Source organism: Streptomyces sp. NPDC005402 (genome assembly GCF_040606575.1).
Classification (GTDB): Bacteria; Actinomycetota; Actinomycetes; order Streptomycetales; family Streptomycetaceae; genus Streptomyces.
Window position 1 is genome coordinate 22,965 of record NZ_JBEXFB010000032.1, and the last position, 20,912, is coordinate 43,876.

General features: G+C 68.8%; 18 protein-coding genes, 1 tRNA gene and 1 pseudogene. 11 read left to right on the plus strand and 9 right to left on the minus strand.

Annotated features, from left to right (window positions below):
- Positions 1–45: 45 nt before the first annotated feature.
- Positions 46–1,365, minus strand: coding sequence for a phosphopyruvate hydratase (gene eno / locus ABZT02_RS40105; protein WP_356027006.1), 1,320 nt, complete (start codon positions 1,363–1,365; stop codon positions 46–48).
- A gap of 427 nt (positions 1,366–1,792) precedes the next feature.
- On the opposite strand from eno, the gene ABZT02_RS40110 reads away from it, so the two are divergent.
- Positions 1,793–2,386, plus strand: a complete 594-nt coding sequence (locus tag ABZT02_RS40110) for an NAD(P)H-dependent oxidoreductase (protein WP_356027008.1) — start codon at positions 1,793–1,795, stop codon at positions 2,384–2,386.
- Positions 2,387–2,480: 94 nt separating this feature from the next.
- Here the strand turns inward: ABZT02_RS40110 and ABZT02_RS40115 are convergent, their stop codons facing one another.
- Positions 2,481–3,512, minus strand: a complete 1,032-nt coding sequence (locus tag ABZT02_RS40115; RefSeq protein WP_356027011.1) for a LacI family DNA-binding transcriptional regulator — start codon at positions 3,510–3,512, stop codon at positions 2,481–2,483.
- Positions 3,513–3,696: 184 nt separating this feature from the next.
- Between ABZT02_RS40115 and ABZT02_RS40120 the strand changes: the two genes are divergently transcribed.
- On the plus strand, positions 3,697–4,476 hold the full coding sequence (locus tag ABZT02_RS40120; RefSeq protein ID WP_356027015.1) for a fumarylacetoacetate hydrolase family protein: 780 nt from the start codon (positions 3,697–3,699) through the stop codon (positions 4,474–4,476).
- A 71-nt stretch (positions 4,477–4,547) separates the two neighbouring features.
- On the opposite strand, the gene ABZT02_RS40125 is transcribed toward ABZT02_RS40120, so the two are convergent.
- Complete coding sequence (locus ABZT02_RS40125) at positions 4,548–5,816, minus strand: MFS transporter (RefSeq protein ID WP_356027018.1); 1,269 nt, start codon at positions 5,814–5,816, stop codon at positions 4,548–4,550.
- A 752-nt stretch (positions 5,817–6,568) separates the two neighbouring features.
- Here ABZT02_RS40125 and ABZT02_RS40130 point away from each other — a divergent pair.
- The 3 genes from ABZT02_RS40130 to ABZT02_RS40140 are packed head-to-tail and all read left to right on the plus strand — an operon-like array spanning position 6,569 to position 9,189.
- Positions 6,569–7,573, plus strand: a complete 1,005-nt coding sequence (locus ABZT02_RS40130) for a C-terminal binding protein (protein ID WP_356027020.1) — start codon at positions 6,569–6,571, stop codon at positions 7,571–7,573.
- Positions 7,570–8,616, plus strand: a complete 1,047-nt coding sequence (locus ABZT02_RS40135; RefSeq protein WP_356027022.1) for an aminoglycoside phosphotransferase family protein — start codon at positions 7,570–7,572, stop codon at positions 8,614–8,616. Before ABZT02_RS40130 ends, ABZT02_RS40135 begins: the two co-directional genes overlap by 4 nt.
- Positions 8,617–8,658: 42 nt before the next feature.
- On the plus strand, positions 8,659–9,189 hold the full coding sequence (locus ABZT02_RS40140; RefSeq protein WP_356027025.1) for a cupin domain-containing protein: 531 nt from the start codon (positions 8,659–8,661) through the stop codon (positions 9,187–9,189).
- Positions 9,190–9,243: 54 nt separating this feature from the next.
- Here ABZT02_RS40140 and ABZT02_RS40145 read toward each other — a convergent pair.
- A tRNA-Gln gene (locus ABZT02_RS40145) sits at positions 9,244–9,316 on the minus strand.
- A 219-nt stretch (positions 9,317–9,535) separates the two neighbouring features.
- On the minus strand, positions 9,536–10,444 hold the full coding sequence (locus ABZT02_RS40150) for an NAD(P)-binding domain-containing protein (RefSeq protein WP_356027026.1): 909 nt from the start codon (positions 10,442–10,444) through the stop codon (positions 9,536–9,538).
- A gap of 83 nt (positions 10,445–10,527) precedes the next feature.
- On the opposite strand from ABZT02_RS40150, the pseudogene ABZT02_RS40155 reads away from it, so the two are divergent.
- Positions 10,528–10,916 (plus strand): annotated as a pseudogene (locus ABZT02_RS40155) (helix-turn-helix domain-containing protein).
- 914 nt (positions 10,917–11,830) lie between these two features.
- Positions 11,831–12,211: an acyl-CoA dehydrogenase family protein gene (locus ABZT02_RS40160; protein WP_356027028.1), complete on the plus strand. Its 381-nt coding sequence runs from the start codon at positions 11,831–11,833 to the stop codon at positions 12,209–12,211.
- A 140-nt stretch (positions 12,212–12,351) separates the two neighbouring features.
- On the opposite strand, the gene ABZT02_RS40165 is transcribed toward ABZT02_RS40160, so the two are convergent.
- Positions 12,352–12,975: a TetR/AcrR family transcriptional regulator gene (locus ABZT02_RS40165; RefSeq protein WP_356027030.1), complete on the minus strand. Its 624-nt coding sequence runs from the start codon at positions 12,973–12,975 to the stop codon at positions 12,352–12,354.
- A gap of 502 nt (positions 12,976–13,477) precedes the next feature.
- Between ABZT02_RS40165 and ctaD the strand changes: the two genes are divergently transcribed.
- The gene (gene ctaD / locus ABZT02_RS40170; RefSeq protein WP_356027032.1) at positions 13,478–15,193 is read left to right on the plus strand and encodes a cytochrome c oxidase subunit I; all 1,716 of its coding nucleotides are present in this window, start codon (positions 13,478–13,480) and stop codon (positions 15,191–15,193) included.
- Positions 15,190–15,564: a hypothetical protein gene (locus tag ABZT02_RS40175; RefSeq protein WP_356027035.1), complete on the plus strand. Its 375-nt coding sequence runs from the start codon at positions 15,190–15,192 to the stop codon at positions 15,562–15,564. The genes ctaD and ABZT02_RS40175 overlap by 4 nt, the downstream gene beginning before the upstream one ends.
- An 81-nt stretch (positions 15,565–15,645) precedes the next feature.
- On the opposite strand, the gene ABZT02_RS40180 is transcribed toward ABZT02_RS40175, so the two are convergent.
- Positions 15,646–15,858, minus strand: coding sequence for a hypothetical protein (locus tag ABZT02_RS40180; protein ID WP_356027037.1), 213 nt, complete (start codon positions 15,856–15,858; stop codon positions 15,646–15,648).
- Between the two features lie 312 nt (positions 15,859–16,170).
- Complete coding sequence (locus ABZT02_RS40185; RefSeq protein ID WP_356027039.1) at positions 16,171–16,599, minus strand: hypothetical protein; 429 nt, start codon at positions 16,597–16,599, stop codon at positions 16,171–16,173.
- Positions 16,600–16,904: 305 nt separating this feature from the next.
- Here ABZT02_RS40185 and ABZT02_RS40190 point away from each other — a divergent pair, with 305 nt between their 5' ends.
- Positions 16,905–17,591: a hemerythrin domain-containing protein gene (locus tag ABZT02_RS40190; protein WP_356027042.1), complete on the plus strand. Its 687-nt coding sequence runs from the start codon at positions 16,905–16,907 to the stop codon at positions 17,589–17,591.
- A 528-nt stretch (positions 17,592–18,119) separates the two neighbouring features.
- Positions 18,120–18,701, plus strand: coding sequence for a hypothetical protein (locus tag ABZT02_RS40195; RefSeq protein WP_356027044.1), 582 nt, complete (start codon positions 18,120–18,122; stop codon positions 18,699–18,701).
- Positions 18,702–19,266: 565 nt separating this feature from the next.
- On the opposite strand, the gene rox is transcribed toward ABZT02_RS40195, so the two are convergent.
- Positions 19,267–20,817: a rifampin monooxygenase gene (gene rox / locus ABZT02_RS40200; protein WP_356027047.1), complete on the minus strand. Its 1,551-nt coding sequence runs from the start codon at positions 20,815–20,817 to the stop codon at positions 19,267–19,269.
- Between the last annotated feature and the right edge of the window lie 95 nt (positions 20,818–20,912).

Here is a 20,912-nt window from a genome sequence, read left to right on the forward strand (position 1 = left end):
GATTTCGATGACTGTAATACTGCGGGGGAATAACGCGGCAGCGTCTTACGGCTTGGGCGCGGAAGGCACGCAAGGTGCGGAACCGGCGAATGTGAAGGCGGACCACCCGCTGAATTCCGCGGAATCGCCGAGGGCCTCCTCGATGCGCAGAACCTCGTTCCACTTGGCCATGCGCTCGGAGCGCGTGAAGGAGCCCACCTTCAGCTGGCCCGCGTCCCATCCGACGCTCAGATGCGCGATGGTGATGTCCTCGGTCTCACCGGAGCGGGCCGACACGACGGTGCCGAAGCCGGCGTCCTTTCCGGCGAGCAGGGCCTGGTGGGCCTCGGTGACGGTGCCCGCCTGGTTCGGTTTGACGAGGACGGCGTTCGCCGCCCCGTTGGTGGCCGCCGCCTCCACCCGCTTGGCGTCGGTGACCAGGTAGTCGTCGCCGATCACCTGACAGCGGTGGCCGTAGCGCCGGGTGAACTCCACCATGCCCTCGTGGTCGTCCTCGCCGACCGGGTCCTCGACGGACAGGATCGGATACTGCTCGATCCAGCCGCCCAGCATGTCGACGAGTCCCGCCGTGTCCAGCGTGCGGTCGTCGAGCGCGAGCGTGTACCGCCCTTCGCTGCCGAACTGCGAGGCCGCGACATCCAGCGAGATGGCGACCTGGGTGGCGGGCGCGAAGCCCGCGGTCTCGATGGCGAGGGTCAGGGTCTCCAGGGCTTCCTCGTTGGAGTCGAACGCGGGCCAGAAGCCGCCCTCGTCCGCCACGCCCTGTGCCTTGCCCGCCTTGCGCATCAGGCTGCCGGCCGCCCGGTAGATCTCCGCCGTCCAGTCGAGGGCCTCGGAGAAACTGCGGGCCGCGGGGCAGACGACCATGAAGTCCTGGACGTCGACGCGACGGTCCGCGTGGGCGCCGCCACCGAAGATCTGGATCTCCGGCAGGGGGATGCGCACCGGCCGTCCGCCCGACAGGTGCCGCCACAGCGGTACGCCCGCCGCGGCGGCGGCGGCGTGCACCACCGCCATCGACGTGGCCACGATGGCGTTGCCGCCGAGGCGGCTGCGATCGGGGGTGCCGTCGAGGTTCACCAGGAGTCGGTCGAGGGCCTCCTGATCGGTCGCGTCGAGGTCCAGGACGGCGGGCGCGATCTCCTGGTTGACCGAACCTACGGCGCGACGGACGTCGAGTCCGCCGAAGCGGGAGCCGCCGTCACGCAGGTCGAGCGCTTCACCCCGGCCGGTCGAGGCTCCCGCCGGTGCGATGGCCCGCCCGACCGCTCCGTTCGCGAGGTGGACCTCGACCTCGACGGTCGGCCGCCCACGTGAGTCCCACACCCTGCGGCCGTGGAGCTGGGCGATCCGGGTGTCTGTCATTGCGGTGCAACCTTTCGGAGTTCGGACGGACGGGCGTCGAGCGGGTCCGTGCCCGGCATCGGGGGCGGATGCCTACGCGGTTGGAGGGGGCCGAAGGCGGCCTTGCCGGCGAACGGCGCGGACGGGCCGGCTGGAGCGGTCCGAGAGAACGAGGACACCCCTCGCACCCTTCGGGGATTCCGCAGTGCTATCGATAGCGCAATCGTGCGAACTGTAGACGTTTCTGTCAAGAGGCAGGAAGGGTTCCCATCGGTCGGATGTGGTGCTCGTTCTCGCGATGTGGCCGCCGGGACGCCAATGCTATCGTTCGCACAACCCGCCGTGCTCTGGCAAGAACTCCGGCGGGCCCGCGCTCCTGCACGGACGGACAGCACAGGCGGCGCGGGTCCGCCGGGCCGAGCGCGGCCGACAGGAAGGCGAGCACGACATGACATCCGAGCCCTCTGCGGCACCCATGACCCTGACCACGGTCGTGGCCAGCACGCGTCCCGGACGTGTGGGCAGATCCGTCGCGGACTGGTTGACCACCCGGGTCGCGGAGTACGACCAGTTCGAGTCGCACCTGGTCGACCTGCGCGAACTCGCTCTTCCGTTCTACGACGAGCCGCATCCGCCCGCTCTGCGGGAGTACACGAAGAGCCACACCCGTGCGTGGAGCCGGATCGTCGACGCGTCGGACGCGTTCGTATTCGTCACCCCCGAGTACAACGGAGGCTTTCCGGCCCCCTTGAAGAACGCCTGGGACTACCTCGTGGTGGAGTGGCAGCACAAGCCGGCGGCATTCGTCAGCTACGGCGGTGTCTCGGCGGGCACCCGGGCGGTGCAGATGGCCAAGCAGGTCGTGGCCAACCTCAGGATGCTGCCGATCGGTCCGACCGTGAGCATCCCCTTCGTCAACGAACAGGTCGAGAACGGCGCCTTCCGGCCCGGCAAGATTCACGAGACGGCCGCCGAGCACATGCTCGACGAACTCGTCCGCACCTCCACCGTCATGCGCCGGTTGCGCAGGGAAACCCACTGACGCCGCGCGGGAACGTGAAGGTGCCCGGAGCACTGCGCTCCGGGCACCTTCACGTCTTCACGCGAGGCTGTTCACGGCTCCGGGCGCGACTTGCTCAGGCGGACTTGGACGGAGCCCTTCCGCCGAGGGGTGCCGTGCTGCCGCGCAGAACCAGGGAGCCGGGGGAGACCGACGTGTACGGCCCGTCGTTGCCCGGCTCGGTCTTGAGGCGACGCAGAAGCCAGAGCGCGCAGCCGGTCGCCATCTCCTGGATCGGGAGGCCGATCGTGGTGAGCCCGGGACCCCACCAGGAGAAGCCGGGCTCGTCCCCGAAGCCGACCACCGAGAGCTCGCCGGGCACCTTGACGCCCTGCGCGGACAGCTCCTCCAGGACGCCCAGGGTGAGCTGGATCGATCCCAGGACGAGCGCGGTGGGGGCGGCCGGTCCCTGAAGCAGCCGGCGCACCGCCTCGCGCCCGTGCCGCACGGACGACGGCGGCCCCAACTCGGCGCGGCCGGCGTCGTCCGGAAGGCCGCCCTCCCGCAGGGCGGCGCGGAAGCCGTGCAGACGCTCCGCGCCGGTGGGCAGTTCCTCCGGGCCGCCGAGGTACGCGATGCGGGTGTGGCCCAGCGCCACCAGGTGGGCCGTGGCCCGGCGCAGCGCCTCACGGTCGTCCACACCGAACCACTGGGAGCCGAGCGAGGGGTGGCGGCGCAGCAACTGCAGGTGCGGCACGGCGCGCAGGAGTTTGACGGACTCGCTGTGCGGGCGCGCGGTGGGCACGATGATGACGCCGGCCACGCGGTTCGCGGACAGCTCCCGCAGGTGACGCAGCTCCGCCATCCGGTCGTCATCGGTCTCCGAGAGCATCAGCTGGAAGCCCTCGGCCTGCATGTTCTTGGAGAGTTCGTGCGCGATCGTCGAGTAGAAGCTGTTGCGGATGTCGGGGATGACCAGCGCGACCACATTGCTGGACGCGCCGCGCATCATCCGTGCCGCCCGGTTGCCGACGTAACCCATCTCGGAAGCGGTCTGACGGACCCGGAACTTGGTCTCCTCGCTGATGCGCGCATCGTCGGCGAGCGCCCGGCCGACTGTCGAGACCGAGATCCCGAGGCGCTCGGCGATGTCCCTGGTCGTGATCACGTGTAGGTCCCCTCCGGCTGACTCATTGCGCGCCGTCACTTTCCGTATGCCAACGATAGCATTGAAGTTGCGCTCCGTGACCATGAAGGCGGACTGCGGGCTCGGGTCAGGCCCTTTGTGCTAACGTTAGCATTGCTGAATGGGCCGTGCAGCCGCCCGTGGCTGCCCAAGTACGGAGGTGTCCGTGCGGATCGTCAGGTATGCCGTCGGCGGCGTGCGTCATTACGGAGGACTCGAACCCGGTGACGTCACCATCGCGAGATTCGAGGGCGATCCCTTCACGGGACTGACCCCCACAGGACGTGTCGACGAAGTGGGCGACGTCGTCATTCTCGCGCCGGTCGAAAAGCCCCGGGTCTTCGGATTCGCGTACAACTACGCCTCACATGTCGACGAGATCGACCGTGAGATTCCGGAGGTTCCCGTGTGCTTCATGAAGCCGAGTACGGCGGTCGTAGGGCCGGGGGATGCCATCGTTTATCCGGCGGATGGTGAACTGATCCATTTCGAGGGCGAGTTGGTCGTCGTCATCGGAAAGGAAGCCCGTCATGTGAAGGCCGCCGAGGCCCATGAGTACATCCTCGGCTATACGTGCGGCAATGACGTCAGCGACCGCATCGTCCAGCGCAAGGAAAGCAGATACGGAACGCTGCTGATCGGGAAGGGGCAGGACACGTTCGCTCCCCTCGGGCCGGTCATCGCCACGGAACTCGACCCTTCCGCACTGTCCTTGACGACCCGCGTGAACGGCCGTGTCGTGCAGTCGGCGAGCACGGCCGACCTGATGCTCCCCGTGCCCGACCTCGTCAGCTACCTCAGCCGCTATCTGACCCTGCTCCCCGGAGACGCGATCATGACCGGTACGCCTGCCGGGGTCGGGCCGATCCGCCCCGGAGACGAGGTCGAGGTCGAGATCGAGGGCATCGGCGTCCTGCGCAACACGGTCGTGCCCGAGAGCCGTTGACCGCGAGACTGGCCGGGCCACCGCGCAAGGGGGCTGCCCACCGCTCGGCGGTGGGCAGCCCCCTCGGTGTGTCAGCGGACCGCGTTGTTGAACCGGGCGGGACGGACGAAGGCCAGGGCGACGACGCCGGCCAGCGGCAGGAGCGTGACCTGAAGGAGCCCGGCCCGGTCCCAGCCGAAGGAGTCCACCAGGGCGGCGAAGAGCAGACCCGAGAACGCCGCCGGCCCGTAATAGCTGGTGACGAACAGACCGGAGGCGCGTCCGATCTGCGACGGGCGGACGGCCCGCTGCATCACGCTGTTGGTGTTGGGATAGACGAACCCGAGGCCGAAGGCGCCCATGAGGAAGGCGAACACGCACTGGAGGCCGACCCCCGCCTGTGTGTCGTAGATGCACACGCTGATGGCGGAGACGGCCAGCAGGCTCAGGATCAGCAGGTTGCGCTGGTTCACGCGGTCGCCGAGCCAGCCGCCGAAGACGGCCGCCATACCGCCGAAACCGAGGAAACTCATGGCCAGTGCGGCCTGCCCGGCCGAGTACTGCAGCGAGGTGATGAGGTACGTCGGGTAGAGGCCGAGGAACCCGTAGATGGCCACGCCGCTCACGACCGAGTGGACGGCCAGCGCGATGGTGTTGCGGTTGTAGGCGGAGGCGGGCATGTGGTCGTAGGTCCTGGTCGAAGCGGCCTTCTCGACGGAGTGCTCGGTCAGGCCGGCCTTCAGCAGGAAGAGGGACGCGGCGGCGATCAGCAGCCCGGCCGTGCCGAACAGGTAGAAGGGCGAGTGCCAGGTGCCGTGCGTGCTCGCGAGTTCGACACCGATGAGCGGGGCGATGAACACGCCGACGGAGTAGCCCATGCCGATCACGCCGAACGCGAGACCGCGCCGCTGGGCGAAGAAGGCGCCCATCGCGGCGAAGATCGCGGCGGACTGCATGCCCTCACCGAAGCCCGAGACCACCCGGTACAGGGTCATGTCGGCAAAGCCGGTCGCCAGTGGAGTGGCCATCGTGCCCAGGGAGTAGACCAGGATGCTGACCAGCAGCACGGTCTTGCGCCGGAAACGGTCCAGCAGATAGCCCGCGGGCAGGCCGGCCAGGGCCATCCCGAGGGTGAAGTTCGTCGCCAGCAGCCCGCCCTGCTCCAGGGAGAACCCGTATTCCGTCCGGATGTCGGGCAGCAGCGGCGGGAAGACCTGACGGTCCATCGCGTTGACCATGTAGGAGAGGACCACCAGCAGGAAGCCCACGCCGATCATGGTCCGGGAGACGGGGGGCCGCCTGTTTTCCTGCGGGTCCTTGACGGGCACTGCACTGGTGTCCACTTGCGCTGCGCGAGTCATGGCGGCTCCTGATGAGGAATGGGCCACGGCAGGCAGGCCGCGGCGGATCCATCGCCGAACGGGAGTCGTACGGCGATGACGAGAAGCGGTGGGCTGAACACGGACTCGGCTCGGCGACGGCGATATCGGCGCCGTCGGAGGGAATGCGGGCGCCGGCCACCGCGCGGTCGGACACCGCATGCGGAATTCAGCCGTACAGCGCCCGTCGGGGACGTCCGTGGCTATGGAGTCATCGACAACCGGACCATGCGCGGACAATTGTCGGCCGCGCTGTCGGGGTTGGCAGAAACCATGAAGGGAAGTGCCCGGCGCGTCAAGGGATGCGCGCGAATTTCTCGGAATGCCGCCGGTTTCCCTGGAGGAGTGGGCCCGTCGGCTTCGGGTGCGGTGCAGGTGCGTCCGGCTGTGAGTCGCATGGACGTCCCACGTACGCCGCATTCTTGACGATTCGCAGACCCTCAGTGCTATCGTTAGCATCGCGTGGCTGTGACAAAGTGATTCGACGTGCCCCGGCATCTCGTGACCCAGTTCCAGGGGCCAGCGGTGGCGCCTCCCGACCACGAGTCGGAGAGCGCCGGCGACACCCGACCGAGCCCAGCGACACTCTCCCCCCGCATCCATGGCGGCCGTAGACCATCGGACAGGCCGACGGCCGCCGCCGCGGGAAACGCTCAGACCTGCTGACCGGACGCGACCGGGCGTCAAGCCCGGCCGTCCGTGGCGGCCGTACGATTCTGCGAGGACGATCTGCCATGACACCACCGAGCCGCCCAGACACCGTGCTGCTCACCGACTACGCCTGGCCCGACGACTCCGTCGAGCGATCCGTCATCGAGGGCGCGGGCCACACGCTGGTGTCCGGCCCGGCGGAACCCGCCTCCGCCGAGACCATCGAGGAGCTGGTCGCCGAGCATCGGCCCGCCGGCATCCTCACCTGCTGGGCGCCCGTCTCCGCCCCCGCCGTCGGCAGCTCGCCGGATCTCCGGATCGTGGCCAGGCTCGGCGTCGGCCTCGACAACATCGCCGTGGACACCGCCACCGAGCGCGGCGTGTGGGTCACCAACGTGCCGGACTACTGCGTCGAGGAGGTCTCCGACCATGCCGTCGGCATGGTGCTCGCCTGGACGCGGGGCCTGGCCGTCTTTGACCGGGAAGTCCGTACGGGCCGCTGGGATCCCGCCGGTGCCCGCTTGCGCCGGTTGTCGACGCTGACCTGCGGCGTCGTCGGCTTCGGCCGGATCGGACGCGCCACCGCCCACAAGCTCGGCGCGTTCGGCTGCCGGATCCTGGCCCACGACCCCCACCCGCCGAAGGGCGAGTCCGGAGTCGAACTGGTGGGCCTTCAGGAGCTGCTGCGCCGAAGCGACGTGGTGATCCTCCACGTGCCGCTGACGCCCGGCACACACCACCTGATCGGCGCCGATCAGCTGGCGCTGATGAAGCCGGGCGGGCTCCTGGTCAACGTCAGCCGCGGCGGCCTGGTGGACACCGACGCGGTCATCAAGGCGCTGGACGCGGGTCAGCTGGACGGAGCCGCCTTCGACGTCCTGGAGAGCGAGCCCCATGTCCCCGCCGGGCTGCTGGACCAACCCGGCACGCTGCTCACCCCGCACGTCGCCTTCTCCTCCGACGCCTCCGTCACGGAACTGCGCCGACGCGCCGCGGAGGAGGTCGTACGGATCCTGGCGGGCGAGGCGCCGGCCCATCCCTGCAACAACCCCGGCGTCCGGCCGACCGGATCGGGTGACCGGCGATGAGCCCCACAGCCCGGAGTCAGGATCCCGCGCTGTCCGCCTTCCTGACCGCCCACAAGATCGCAGGCCCCGACGAAGCCACGCAGTGGACGCCGCTGGCCGGCGGAGTCTCCTCCGATCTGTGGCGGGTGGACCTGCCGGGGCGCTCCCTCTGCGTCAAGCGGGCCCTGGCCCGGCTGCGCGTCGCGGCCGACTGGGAGGCGCCGGTGTCGCGCAATGCCTACGAATGGGCGTGGATGCGGTTCGCGTCCCGGCACCGGCCGGACAGTGTGCCCGAGCTGCTGGCGCACGACCCCGAAGCCGGCCTCTTCGCGATGGAGTACCTGCCCGCCGAGTGTTACCCGATGTGGAAGTCCCAACTCCTGGCCGGAGAAGTGGAGGTGGCGACCGCGGCGGCCGTCGGTGAGGTGCTCGGCGCCCTGCACGCGGCGAGCGCCGGGGACGCCGTCCTCGCCGCGGAGTTCGCCACGGACGACACCTTCCATGCCCTGCGTATCGAGCCGTACCTACTGGCCACCGCGGTGGCGCACCCCGGCCTGGCCGACATCCTCCAGAACCTCGCCGACCGCACGGCCGGCACCCGTCTGGCCCTGGTGCACGGCGACGTCAGCCCCAAGAACATCCTCGTCGGCCCGTCGGGGCCCGTGCTGCTGGACGCCGAGTGCGCCTGGTACGGCGACCCGGCCTTCGATCTGGCCTTCTGTGTCAACCATCTGCTCCTGAAGAGTCTCGTGGTGCCCGGTCGCCGCGCCGAACTCCTGCGGTCCGCCCACGTGCTGGCCGAGGAATACGTCCGGCAGGTCGACTGGGAACCCCGACCCGCCCTGGAGACGCGGGCCGCCTCACTGCTGCCCGCACTGCTGCTGGCCCGTGTGGACGGCAAGTCCCCGGTGGAGTACCTCACGGACGACCGGCACCGGCTGTTCGTCCGGACGGTGGCGTCGGCCCTGCTGCGGGCGCCCGCTTCCACGGTGATCGGTGTGCTGGACGCCTGGGCGGCCGCCCTGGACGCTCAAGCCGAGGTCGGCAACGACTCACACACGTGACCGATCGTCCGGCGGATCCGGCGGACCGAACCAGGAGAGACCATGCGCAGAGTCGTCACCGGCCATGACGAGAACGGCAAGTCGGTTGTCGTCAGCGACGGCCCCGTCCCGCGCAGCCGGGAGTTCACCAGCCTGCCGGGCTGGGTCTCCCGCCTGCCGTGGGCCACCGACCCCGGCGAACCGGCCGGCCGGGCAGGAGAGGACCCCACACCGAAGGTCACCAGCCTTCTTCCCGCGCCCGGCGGAACCCGGTTCATCGTCCTGACCTTCCCACCCGAGGCCGCGCTGGCCGACCCGGCCTTCGACCCCGTCGCCTTCGACCGGGAACAGCGGGCCGACTCGCCCGGCCTCGCCGAACTCATCGAGCCCGACGGCATGCACGCGACGCCGACTGTGGACTACGGCATCGTGCTCCAGGGCGAGATCGTCCTCGAACTCGACGACGGCCACTGCACCCCGCTCTCGGCAGGGGACATCGTGATCCAGAACGGCACCCGACACGCCTGGCGCAACCGCAGCGGCCGACCGGCGACGGTGGCCTTCGTCCTCATCGGAGTCGAGCGCGACGGGTGATGGTTATAGCCGTGATGGGCGACGTCGTGTCGCGTTCGGGGACGTGGGTGGAGGCGACGAGGACAGGATTCGAACCTGCGTCCACCCGGGATCAGAGCCGGGCGCACCTCCGCAGAGCTTCCTCGCCGCCACCGGGATCATTGCTCGCACCGTTGTGCGGGGCAGAGGCGTGCAGTTCACGGAGGATCTGTTCGGACGTGGGCGACGGCATGGGCCTCACCCTGTCATCCCAACGACCGGGTCCACCGCTTATCCGCTGATCCTCCTGCGGCCCGGCCGGCACGGAGCGAGCCGCAGCGCGCGGACGGAGTGTCGGCCCGGGCCTGCTCATCGCTTGCGCGGTCGGTCAGTGCTGACCTCGGATGCTGTCGATGATGCGGGTCCAGTTGTCACCACCGTGTCCGTGCTCGATCGCGTGCCGGTAGTGGGCCTGCACGGCCAGGGGGAGCGCGAGGTCGAGGCCGAGTGACGTGCTGGTCTCGACGATGTGGTCGGACGTCGCACCCATCATGGTGACGGTGCTGAGGTCGCCGGGATGCTCTCCGGCGTCGAGCGCGGCGCCGGGCTTCCCCTCGCCGGCCCTGAGGATGCCGCCGATCGAGTCGGCGAAAGTGAGCAACTCCGGCAGCGCTTCCGATGCCTTCAGTCCTGCCGTACCCAACATCGCGGTGGCGTGCATCAGTGCCGACAGGGTGGTGAGGAACACCGCGAGTTGGGCCTGGTACATCATCTGGGCGAGGCCCGGGTCGTCGCCCAGATACCTCGGTGTTCCGAGCAGGGTCAACGTCGCCCGATGGTTCTCCATCACCTGTTCGCGGCCGCTGTAGTAGACATGGGCCGCCTCTGTGCCGACCATCGGCGCGGGAACCATGACACCTCCGGTGAGGAAGTGCGCGCCGTGGGCCGCCGCCCAGGTCGCTGCCTCGCGCGTGCGGTCGGGGGTGTCGGAGCTCAGGTTGACCAGTGTGCGGCCGGCGAGCGATGCGGTGGCGCTGCCGAGGATGTCGTACATCGCCTGGTAGTCGGTGAGGCTGAGGATCACGAGGTCGCTCGCCTCGACCGCCTCGCCGGGTGTCGCCGCGAGCGTGGCTCCGTCGGTGACGACGCCGTCGGCCCGACTGGCGGTGCGGTTCCAGACGGTGACGGGGTGGCCGGCGGTGAGGAGGGTGCGGGTCATCGCCTGGCCCATCGGACCAAGCCCGATCACGGTGACAGTGCTGTTCTGCCTGGTGGGGGCGTTCAGTTGTTTGTTCACCCCTCCATGCTCGGAGAGCGCGGCTAGTGTCGGAAGTACCCACTATTTTCTGCGGTACTTACCTTTTAGTAAGGGGTTCAGTGATGGCCAAGGCGCCGAGGTGCGGGCCCTACATCTGTGGCATCGACGCCGCGCTCGATGTGGTGAGCGGGAAGTGGAAGGGACTGATCCTCTGGGAACTCGAAGCTCATGGCATACGCCGCTTCGCTGAGCTTCGTCGCGGCTTACCGGGAGTGAGCGAGAAGATGCTGACGCAGCACCTGCGGGAGATGGAGGAGGACGGTCTCGTGCACCGGAAGGTGTATGCCGAGGTGCCGCCACGCGTGGAGTACTCCCTTACTGAGCACGGTCACACGCTCAACCAAGCGCTCGAGCCGCTAGGTGCCTGGGGGTTGAGCGGATACGTCGGGAAGGCTCCGAAGCGGCTGAGGCGGTCGAGACGGTCGAGGCGGTCGAGGCCTCACATAGGTAGCGAGATCGTGCATGGTTGGCGGTGGCGCGTCGCGCGGTGTGAACTGGCCCGGCGTTCACCCTTGTTCGCCGGCCGTGAGGGTGAACGCCTGTCGGTGGGAGAGCAGGGTAGCGATCGCTTGGACGATGTCGCTCATGGGCTCACGCCGACTGTGGTGGCGGGCGGGCTCGCCAGTGCTTCAGGTGGGCGCTGCGGTGCTCGACGACGCGGATGCGACGGGAGAGGTGGGCCTTGTGCCGTGCCCTTGGACTCCTCGTAGCAGTCCGGGGCGTTCTTCTGAACTTGCGGTGTGGCCGAGGCGCCACGCGTCCGCCGGTCTGGGCCCAAGGCCCTGGTAGCCGGCATCCGCGAGAATCTCTGTCGCAGGGCTGTCGCGTCACGCACGAGTCCAGGGTGCAGCCGCGGTCTTCTGGGATCTGGGGCTCGTCCGGTGACGTCTGGCCGGTCAGGCGCGGTCGTGGAGCGTGACCTGGTAGCCGTGGGCCGGCGAAGGTGAAGGTCCGATCCCCGCTCCCTGCGGACCACGGCAACCCGGGTTCCGGGTGGCTGACGCCTCGACGGGCACAAATGGTTCATCACCGGCGCCTATGGAGCCGGCTTCGCCATCGTCATGGCCCGCACCTCGGGCGGCCCCGGCGACCCGGGCGGGCGCCACCTTGTTCCTGGTCGACGCGGACCCTCCCGGCGTGCGCCTGGTCCGCAGCATCGGGACCCTGGCGAGTCGCTCTTCGCCGGGCACGCCGAGATCATCTTCGACGAGTGCGTGGTGGGGGAGAGGCAGGTGCTCGGGGAGTCAACCGAGGCTTCGAGGGCGCCCAGGTCCGGCTCGGTCCCGCCCGGATGAGCCACTGCATGCGCCGACTGGGAGCGGCTCGCCGCGCCCTGGACGTCGCGCTGGAGGGGCGGGGAGCCGCATGGCCTTCGGCTCGGCCCTCGGAGACCTCGGCATGGTCCAGCAGATGCCGGCCGACTCGGAGATCGACATCGAGGCGAGCGCGCCCTGGTCCTGCGTACCGCCTGGGAGTTGGACACCGGTTCCGCCGCCGCCTCCCAGCTCACCTCGGTGTCTGTCCAGGATCTTCGTGGCGGAAGCGGTCAACCGGGTGGTCGACCGGGCGGTGCAGATCTGCGGAGCCCTCGGCATCTCGGCCGCCGAAGCGCCGCTGGCCCGCGTGCTCCGGGAGGTGCGGCCGTTCCGGATCTACGACGGCCCCTCGGAGACCCACCGTTTCGTCAAAGCGCGGCGCGCGGTACGGCCCTACCGGCAACCGCGCGCGGGTGCGGCCGAGGGCTGACGACGGCTGGCGACGGCGTCGGCTTGTGCGCCGTTCGGCCCGCCGTTCAGGAGCATTGACCGTTCAGGAGCATTGAGGGGTACGGCGGGCACCCGTCGGCGTGCGGCGCGGGGCGGGGCGGGCGAGTGTGCGGAGGCCGCTCACGACTCGCTGCGGGCTGCCCCTGACCCTGGCCGCCGAGGTTGGCGCAGTCCGGCGACGAGGAGCGCGACCAAGGTGCGCGGGTCGTAGCTGGGATCGTTCTCCGCGCCGACGCAGAGGTTGCCCACGCCGCGCATCAACTCAAGGCCCCCGATGTCGGAATGGATCTCGCCGGCGGCCGCGGCGGCGTCGAGGAGCTGCGTGCACACCGGTACGAGGTGGTCGATGAAGTAGGCGTGCAGGGTCTCGAAGCCGGCGTTGTCCTGCTGCAGGGCGGCGGCGAGTCCGTGTTTGGTCACCAGGAAGTCGACGAAGAGGTCGATCCACTGTTCCAGTGCGTCGTACGCGGTGGGGCAGCTCGCCAAAAGGGCGGGCCCGGCCTCGGCGCAGGTCTCGACCTGGTGGCGGAAGACCGCGACGATCAGGTCTGCCCGGGTGGGGAAGTGGCGGTAGATCGTGCCGATCCCGACGCCTGCCCTGGCGGCGATGTCACGTACCGGCGCCTCCACGCCCGAGCTGACGAAGACGGCGGCGGCGGCGTCCAGCAGGATCTGTTTGTTGCGCCGGACGTCCTTGCGCTGGGACGCGGTGGCCTTCTCCGTGCCCTGGCGGCTGTCGCTCACCGTAAGGCTCCTCTCGTCGGATCGCGGAGCGGGTCCGGTTCCGTATCGTTCGTGGAACGAGGTTCCGTTTTCGGCCATGATGGCAGATCGGGCCAGTGACCCGAACCGTTGCCACCGCTCAGCAGCGCCGGCTCGTCGGCAACATCGCTGTGCGGCGCGCTGCACACCGAGGAGCCTGGCGGACGTGGGACGGGTGGTCCGCGAGCCGGATTTGATGCAGCCGTCACCACGCCGTCCACGCCGTCCACGCCGTACTGGCACTGGGCGATGACGGTGCCCGGGCGGAGCCCAGGGTCGGTCCCGCCTCAGCCGTGCGGGTGAATCGTTCACCCGTCACGCCCGGACACGCAGCACAGCGGAAGTGGCACCGAATCAGCCCGACTAGGTTTCGCTGGGCTGGTTATGCAAGCGTCCCGACACCGTCGGCAAGGCAGGTCACACGAGCGGTCCCTCTGCGGTGCCGTCCTATCCGCCCATACCGTGCTGCCGATCGAGGAATCCTATGGCGACCCAAACCGAACCCGTTGCTCCGGTTCCGACCGCGCCAGAGCGTCGCAGCCGGGGCCAGGTGGTCGTTTCCTGGCTGACCACGACCGACCACAAGAAGATCGGCCATCTCTATCTGATCACCTCGTTCTGCTTCTTCCTGATCGGCGGGGCGCTGGCGATGGCGATCAGGGCGGAACTGGCCCGTCCCGGGCTGCAGTTCCTGTCCACCGAGCAGTACAACCAGGCGTTCACCATGCACGGCACGATCATGCTGCTGTTGTTCGCCACCCCGACCTTCGCCGGGTTCGCCAACGCGGTCATGCCCCTGCAGATCGGCTCCCCGGACGTCGCCTTCCCGCGGCTGAACATGTTCTCCTACTGGCTGTTCCTGCTCGGCGGTCTGATCGTCCTCGGCAGCTTCCTCACCCCGCAGGGCGCCGCCGACTACGGCTGGACCGCCTACACCCCGCTCAGCGGCCCCATCCGCAGCGGCTACGTCGGCGCCGACCTGTGGATCATGGGACTCGCGCTGGCCGGATTCGGCACCATCCTCGGCGCGGTCAACTTCATCACCACCATCATCTGCATGCGCGCCCCCGGCATGACCATGTTCCGCATGCCGATCTTCACCTGGAACATCCTGCTGACCTCGGTGCTCGTGCTGTTCGCCTTCCCTGTGCTGGCCGCCGCGCTGTTGGCGCTGGAGGCGGACCGGAAGTTCGGTGCGCACGTCTTCGACGCCCAGTACGGCGGAGCCCTTTTGTGGCAGCACCTGTTCTGGTTCTTCGGCCATCCCGAGGTCTACATCCTCGCCCTGCCGTTCTTCGGAGTGATCACCGAGATCATCCCGGTCTTCGCCCGCAAGCCGATCTTCGGCTACATGGGTCTGATCGGCGCGACGATTTCGATCGCGGGTCTGTCCGTGACGGTGTGGGCGCACCACATGTTCGCCACCGGGGCCGTGCTGCTGCCGTTCTTCTCCTTCATGACCTACCTCATCGCCGTGCCCACGGGCGTGAAGTTCTTCAACTGGATCGGCACCATGTGGCGGGGTTCCCTGTCGTTCGAGCCGCCCATGCTGTGGGCGGCCGGCTTCCTCGTCACCTTCCTGTTCGGCGGCCTGACCGGAGTCATCCTGGGCTCTCCACCACTGGACTGGCACGTCACCGACAGCTACTTCGTGGTGGCCCACTTCCACTACGTCCTGTTCGGCACGATCGTCTTCGCGATGTTCGGCGGGTTCAGCTTCTGGTGGCCGAAGATGACCGGCACCATGCTCGACCACCGCCTGGAGAAGATCCACTTCTGGACGCTGTTCGTCGGCTTCCACACCACCTTCCTGGTCCAGCACTGGCTCGGCGCCGAAGGCATGCCCCGCCGCTACGCCGACTACCTGGCCGCCGACGGCTTCACCGCCCTCAACACCATCTCCTCCATCGGCGCGTTCCTGCTGGGCCTGTCCACCCTGCCCTTCCTCTACAACGTGTGGAAGACCGCCAAGTACGGCACACGGGTCGAGGTCGACGACCCCTGGGGATACGGCCGCTCCCTGGAATGGGCCACCTCCTGCCCGCCCCCGCGCCACAACTACCTCACGCTGCCCCGCATCCGCTCCGAATCCCCCGCCTTCGACCTGCACCACCCCGACGTGGCACAACTGGACCAGAAGCAGCACTCAGGCAGGCGCGACGCGATCGACGCGGCGGGCCACGAGAGCGACCGAACGTGATCAACGGCCGGAACCGCCGCCTGGCATCCGATCAGATCTCCGACCTCGCCACCGAGGCCGAGGGCTACCTGCTGGTACACGGCCACCACGACGACGCCCACCGTGAAGCCGGAGAGTTGTGCGCCAGGATGCCCTGGCTGTCCACGGCCCAGGCCGCTGAGGTGGCCCACCACTACTGCGAACTGCGGATGGCGCTCACTCGCCACCTGCTACTCGGCACCGTCCGGCGCGCCGATCAGCTGCGGCAGGAGTACGAGGCCCGCTACGACGAGCTGCGCCAAGAGTTGCTCAAACGCCATGCGGCCTGCGCGTCGGCAGTGCTTGCCTGTGCGGCAGGTGTCGGTGCCGCGGTGGGAGCGCTGGCGCGGTAACGGCGCCGTCGATGCCGTTGAAAGCCACCGCAGAGGGCCGACCGTAACTGGCGCTTCACACCACGATCCCGCGTGGGTCGGCTACGAGTTCGATGACGCCGGCCGCGTACGGACGAGGGCTCGCAGCATCGCGGCGCCCGCCCCCACCGCTGCAAGGTGCAGGACCGCCGCGAGCGCGAGGTTTTCCGGCAGGGACGCATCGGTCGGCTGCGCGACCGCCAGGTACAGGGTGAACGGAAGCTTCCAGCCGCTCCAGGCGAACAACGAGCCCGAGCCGAGCCAGCCGAGCACCATAGGACCCCACCGGGGGACTCGTGCGGGCCGGCCTCGGACGGCAGCCCAGGTAGCGGCGGACGCCACGAAACGCCCAGAGCCCGAAGACGCCGGACAGCACATACCAAGCGAGGTCCCGCTCGCCGCGGTGGGTGACACCTGCTGTGGCGCCCACCGCCCAGTACAGCCAGACGAGACCGACTGCGACGCCGAGCACGGCCATCCATGGCAGTGCCCTCGGCGAGCGCTCCCCACGGTCCCCGAACCGACCCGCGAACGCGTCCGGCCAGCGCCGCCGCAAGTACGTGGGCAGCGGCCAGACCAAGCCCATGCCTACAAACCCGATCGAACCAGCGCGGCCTCCCAGACCGGCATCGACGGGCCTGCGTCACTCCCGCTCCTCGGATTGCCGTCCTCCGAGCCCAGCAGCGAACTGAGAACGGCGTACGGCAACACCGGGACGAGGAACCCCGTACCGACCCAGGCGCAGAAAGCCAGCGGCGCTCCCGGTATGCGCATCCCCCACGGCCGCACCAGCGCGAGCGCCACCGCGATCCTGATCCCTGCCATACCGATCGTCGCGCTGTTGAGCACGACCCACTCCGCCATGCCGAACCCGGTCCCGACCGGCAGCAGCCCCACGAGCGAACCAACCACCCACGACACTTTGATCAGCAGGTAGGGAGTCAGCGCCAGCGCTGCCCCATACGCCGCGACCCGCCCGACCCGATCCCACCGATCCACCCTGAACTCCCCGTTCAAGCAACGGAGTTCCAGTCTCATTCGCCACTGCCCCAGGGGCGTCAACCGCCGGGCGCATCCATGTCATCACTCAGGAGGAGTGAGAATCAGCCGACGGGAGCCATAGAACTGCTGGAGCACGAGGAGCCGCACCGTACTGCTGCGGAACGTCCTCGGGGAGCCGTTTGCTGCCCACAGGAACGCCCGGTCGACATCGAGGCGATCGGGTCGTCGGATGCGGGGAACCCGGTAGGTCCCACGGTGAGAAGCCGCCATGACCAGCCCGTACGGCAGTGAAATCACTCAACGCCTGGGGAAGGTTCATCATGACCCTTTCGATCAGTGAACAGAATGCAGTCGAACTCGGAGGAGAGGACAGCATCCTGGTGCGCCAGCGGCGCGACCATGCTGAGCTCGACGCGATGATGAACCGCTACAGCAGCGCCGACACCACGCCCGAGGAACGGAACGAGCTGTGGCAGAACATCGTGCAGCTGGTGTTCAGCCACGCCTTCGCCGAGGAGACGGTCCTGTGGCCCGTTCTGCGGCGCGTCAGTTCCGACGGCCAGGACCTCACCGCGCGGGTCGAGCGGGAACATCAGGAGATCAACGAGCTGATCGCTCAGGTCGAAAGGTCCCCGGACGACCCCCGTCGCTCCGCGTGGGTACGCCGGTCGTTCGCCCTGATCTCCCAGGACATCCGTGACGAGGAGGACGAGCTGCTGCCGCGGCTGCGTGACTGGCTCAGCGACCGCCGACTGCGGCAGATCGGCGCCGCCTGGGAGGCGGTGCGCGTCGGCGCGCCCACCCATCCGCATCCCGCGGTGCCGCGGCGCCCGCCCGGCAACGTAGTGAGCGCCCTCCCGCTCAGCGTCTTCGACCGGCTGCGCGACCTTGCCCCGGTCAGCTCTCCTACCGCCCGCCGGGCCGTCCTGGTCACCGCGGGCGCGGCGGCCGCAGCGACCGCCGTCGTCTTCACTCGCCGCGCTGTCCGGCGCGCGCACCGCTGCTGAGCCCCCTGGACTCCGTGATAACTACATCTTGGTCCGCTCCGGGCTTCCCACCGGCCAAAACGGTGGCTCCGGGGTCGGTCTCAGGGTCGGTCTCCGATGTGCCACGCCTCGGCCTTGCCGTTCGGTTCTCCCTGCCGCAGCGCGCACTCGTCGTCGGCGTGCAGGTGCCCCGGCAGAGGGCCCGCCGCGTTGATGAACGCCGTCAGCAACGGAAGAACGCGGACCTCGCCACCTCGTCGACCCCAGTCGATCAGCCCGTCAGGATCCCTTTTCGGTCAGCTCGCGCAGTGACACCCTGGCCGGCGGTCCTTGTCCAAGAAGCGTTGAACCCACCTCGACGACGGTGCACGCGGATGTGGCGACGGGCGACCGCCTGCAACCTCGGCCCCTGGACGACGGCCGGGGCATCATGGCGGTCGGCACCCGACGACACCGAGAAGGCACAGCCCAGTGACAGAAGGCTTGAAGTGGGTGGGGCAGCACACATTCGAAGAACCGGCCGTCGATGGGATGCTGGGTGGGATCTCCATGACCGCGATGCGCGGGATCCCCGTCCGGGATCTGCTGCTCAGGCTTGGCGCGGACGAGCAAGAGATGTCGCGCGCCATTCCGTACCGGGACTTCCACCCGACCCGGAAGGCACCCTGCATGTACGGCACGTCCGGCGAGTGGGCGTACGTCCTGGAAGACCGAGGGTCGTGCACCTGGTGCGAATGGTTCTTCGAGGACGAGGCCAAAGTGACCCCCGCGGCCGGAGAGGAACTGATCTGCCTGAACGCGAACGTGGCGGTCAACCCGAGCTACCTGGCCTACGCGCTCGGCGACGGGAACGTGTACCTGAACAACTTCGGTGACGATCCGACGTACCGTCCGCAGGCGGTAGACGGCAGCAAGCTGGCCGCTTTGGGCGAGGGTCTGAGAACCGCCGGGGCGACCTGCCCGGACGGATACACCATCCCTCAGTGGCATGACCTTCTCGAAGCGCAGGAGGGTGGTCTGTACGGAGTGGTGTGGCAGGCCGTGGGCGACATCCTGGGTATCCGCATCCCTCGAGTCGACGTGGAGCAGGGCCGCTTGCTCGCCGCCAGGCTGACCGGCCCCTACACGTAACACTCCGGCTGCCTTCTCGGCACCTCGGTGTCCTGCCCGGGCATTCAGGCACCGGGCCGCCGTCGACCGGCACGCCCGCACGGTCACCACAGCGCTGTTGTTGCAGGCGCCGTCGAGACGCTGCACGGACGTTTGGAGAGGCGGCTCTTGCGGACGTACTCGCAGCCGCGGTCAGCGCCTATCTGGGGTTGCGTCGCGGTCGGCGTCGGTGAAGACCTCGTCGAAGGGGTGACGGGCTGATCGCCGGCGCGTGGCCACGGTGGGGCCGGAGGCCACCGTGGCGACGGCCGGCGTGTCTTCTCGGCCGGGAAACCGACGCCCAGCGCGACACCGTGCGGGTTCCCGTGACACCGCTTGGTGACGGCCAGCATTCATCTGCACGGGGTCTACGCCGATTCCCTCCGCGGTGCTCTTCCGCCGTCTTCCGGTCGTCACTCCGGAGGCCAACCCTCCTGTAGGCCAACCTGGCGTCGGAGCACCACGGCTGACGCTGCCTCCAGCCCCTTGATGGTCAGTCGTTACTGGCCGTTCGACCTTCACGGGCTTTTCGGTTGCTCAGGCGGTATCAGCTGACGGGCTTGCCGAACCAGCGCGAGAGATGGTTGTCCAGGTCCTGCTGATCGTCGCCGATCCAGGCGACGTGGCCGTCGGGACGTAGCAGGACGCAGGGAACGTCAAGTGCGGCGGAGGGGTCGGTGAGTTGATCGACCCGGTCTGACCAGCCGCCGACGGTCAGGCGTTCGGTGCGGTCCAGCAGCAGTCCGCGGCCGCGATGCAGCAGACCGTAGAGGTGGCCCTGTTTCAGGTCGATGTCGCGCAGGCGCCGGCCGAGCAGGTCGGGGCCTTCGCCGAGGTCGTAGCGGATGCCGATCGCGGCGATCTTCTCGATCAGATGACGGTTCACCTCGTCGAAGTCCATCAGTTCGGTGAGCAGCCTGCGCACGGCTCGCGGGCCCGGTTCCGTGGAGAGCAGTTCCATCTGGGCGCGGGTGTTGTCCAGCACGTCCTCGGCGACCGGATGACGTTCGGCCTGGTAGGTGTCCAGCAGTGTTTCCGGTGCCCAGCCGCGGACCTGAGCGGCCAGTTTCCAGCCGAGGTTGAACGCGTCCTGGACGCCCAGGTTGAGTCCCTGTCCGCCGATGGGTGGATGGATGTGTGCCGCATCGCCGGCCAGCAGCACCCGTCCGACCCGGTAGCGGTCGGCCAGCCGGGTGGCGTCCCCGAAGCGGGACAACCAGCGCGGGGAGTGCACGCCGAAATCGGTGCCGGCGACGGCGCGCAACTGGTGTCTGAAATCCTCGAGAGTGGGCGGAATCGAGCGATCACTGACTTCCCCGGCGGGCACTACGACGCTGTAGACCCCTTCGCCGAAAGGCCGGAGCCAGAAGCGCTGATGGGTCTCGCGGATTTCGGTCACCTTGGCGGCGATCTCCTCCTGCGCCACGCCCACTTCCATCTCGCCCATCAGCGTCTCGTTCCGTGAGGGCTCGCCGGGGAAGCCGACACCGAGCAGTTTGCGCACCGTACTGCGGCCGCCGTCACAGCCGACGAGGTAACGCGAACGCAGTTGTTCGCCGTCGGACAGCCAGACGGTCACACCCTCGTCGCCCTGCTCGAATCCGGACACCGCGCACCCGTGCCGGACCTGTGCACCGAGTTGGATGGCATGCTCTTCGAGCAGATCGACGATGACGGGCTGCGGGATTCCCAGCAGATACGGGTGCGCGGAATCCAGGCTATGAGGCGCGGGTTTGTTGATGGCGGCGAAGAATCCGCCGGCCGGACGCTGTCGTCCGTGCTCGCGCATTCGATCCAGCAGCCCGCGCATCGCCATCAGCTCGAGACTGCGCATGTGCAGACCCACGATGCGGACGAACGACACGGGCTCGGTTTCCTTCTCCAGGACGAGCACCCGCACATCGTGCAGCCGTAGTTCTGCGGCCAGCATCGCGCCGGTCGGCCCGCACCCGGCAATGATCACGTCGAAGTCGAAGGTGAGGGGCGCGCGATCAGCACCGGCAGCCGACGACCGGAGTCCGGATAGGTCGCCCACGGTGCGTCCGCGCTCGGCCGTATCGTTCGACGACGGCTCGGCGGTGAACTGCTGAGAGTCCATAGGTGTTGCCTTTCGGGAGGGCCCTGTTGTCGAGGCGCTCCCGGCGACACCTACGTCAATCGCCGGCCGTGACGGAAAGGGGGAGCACCCACATC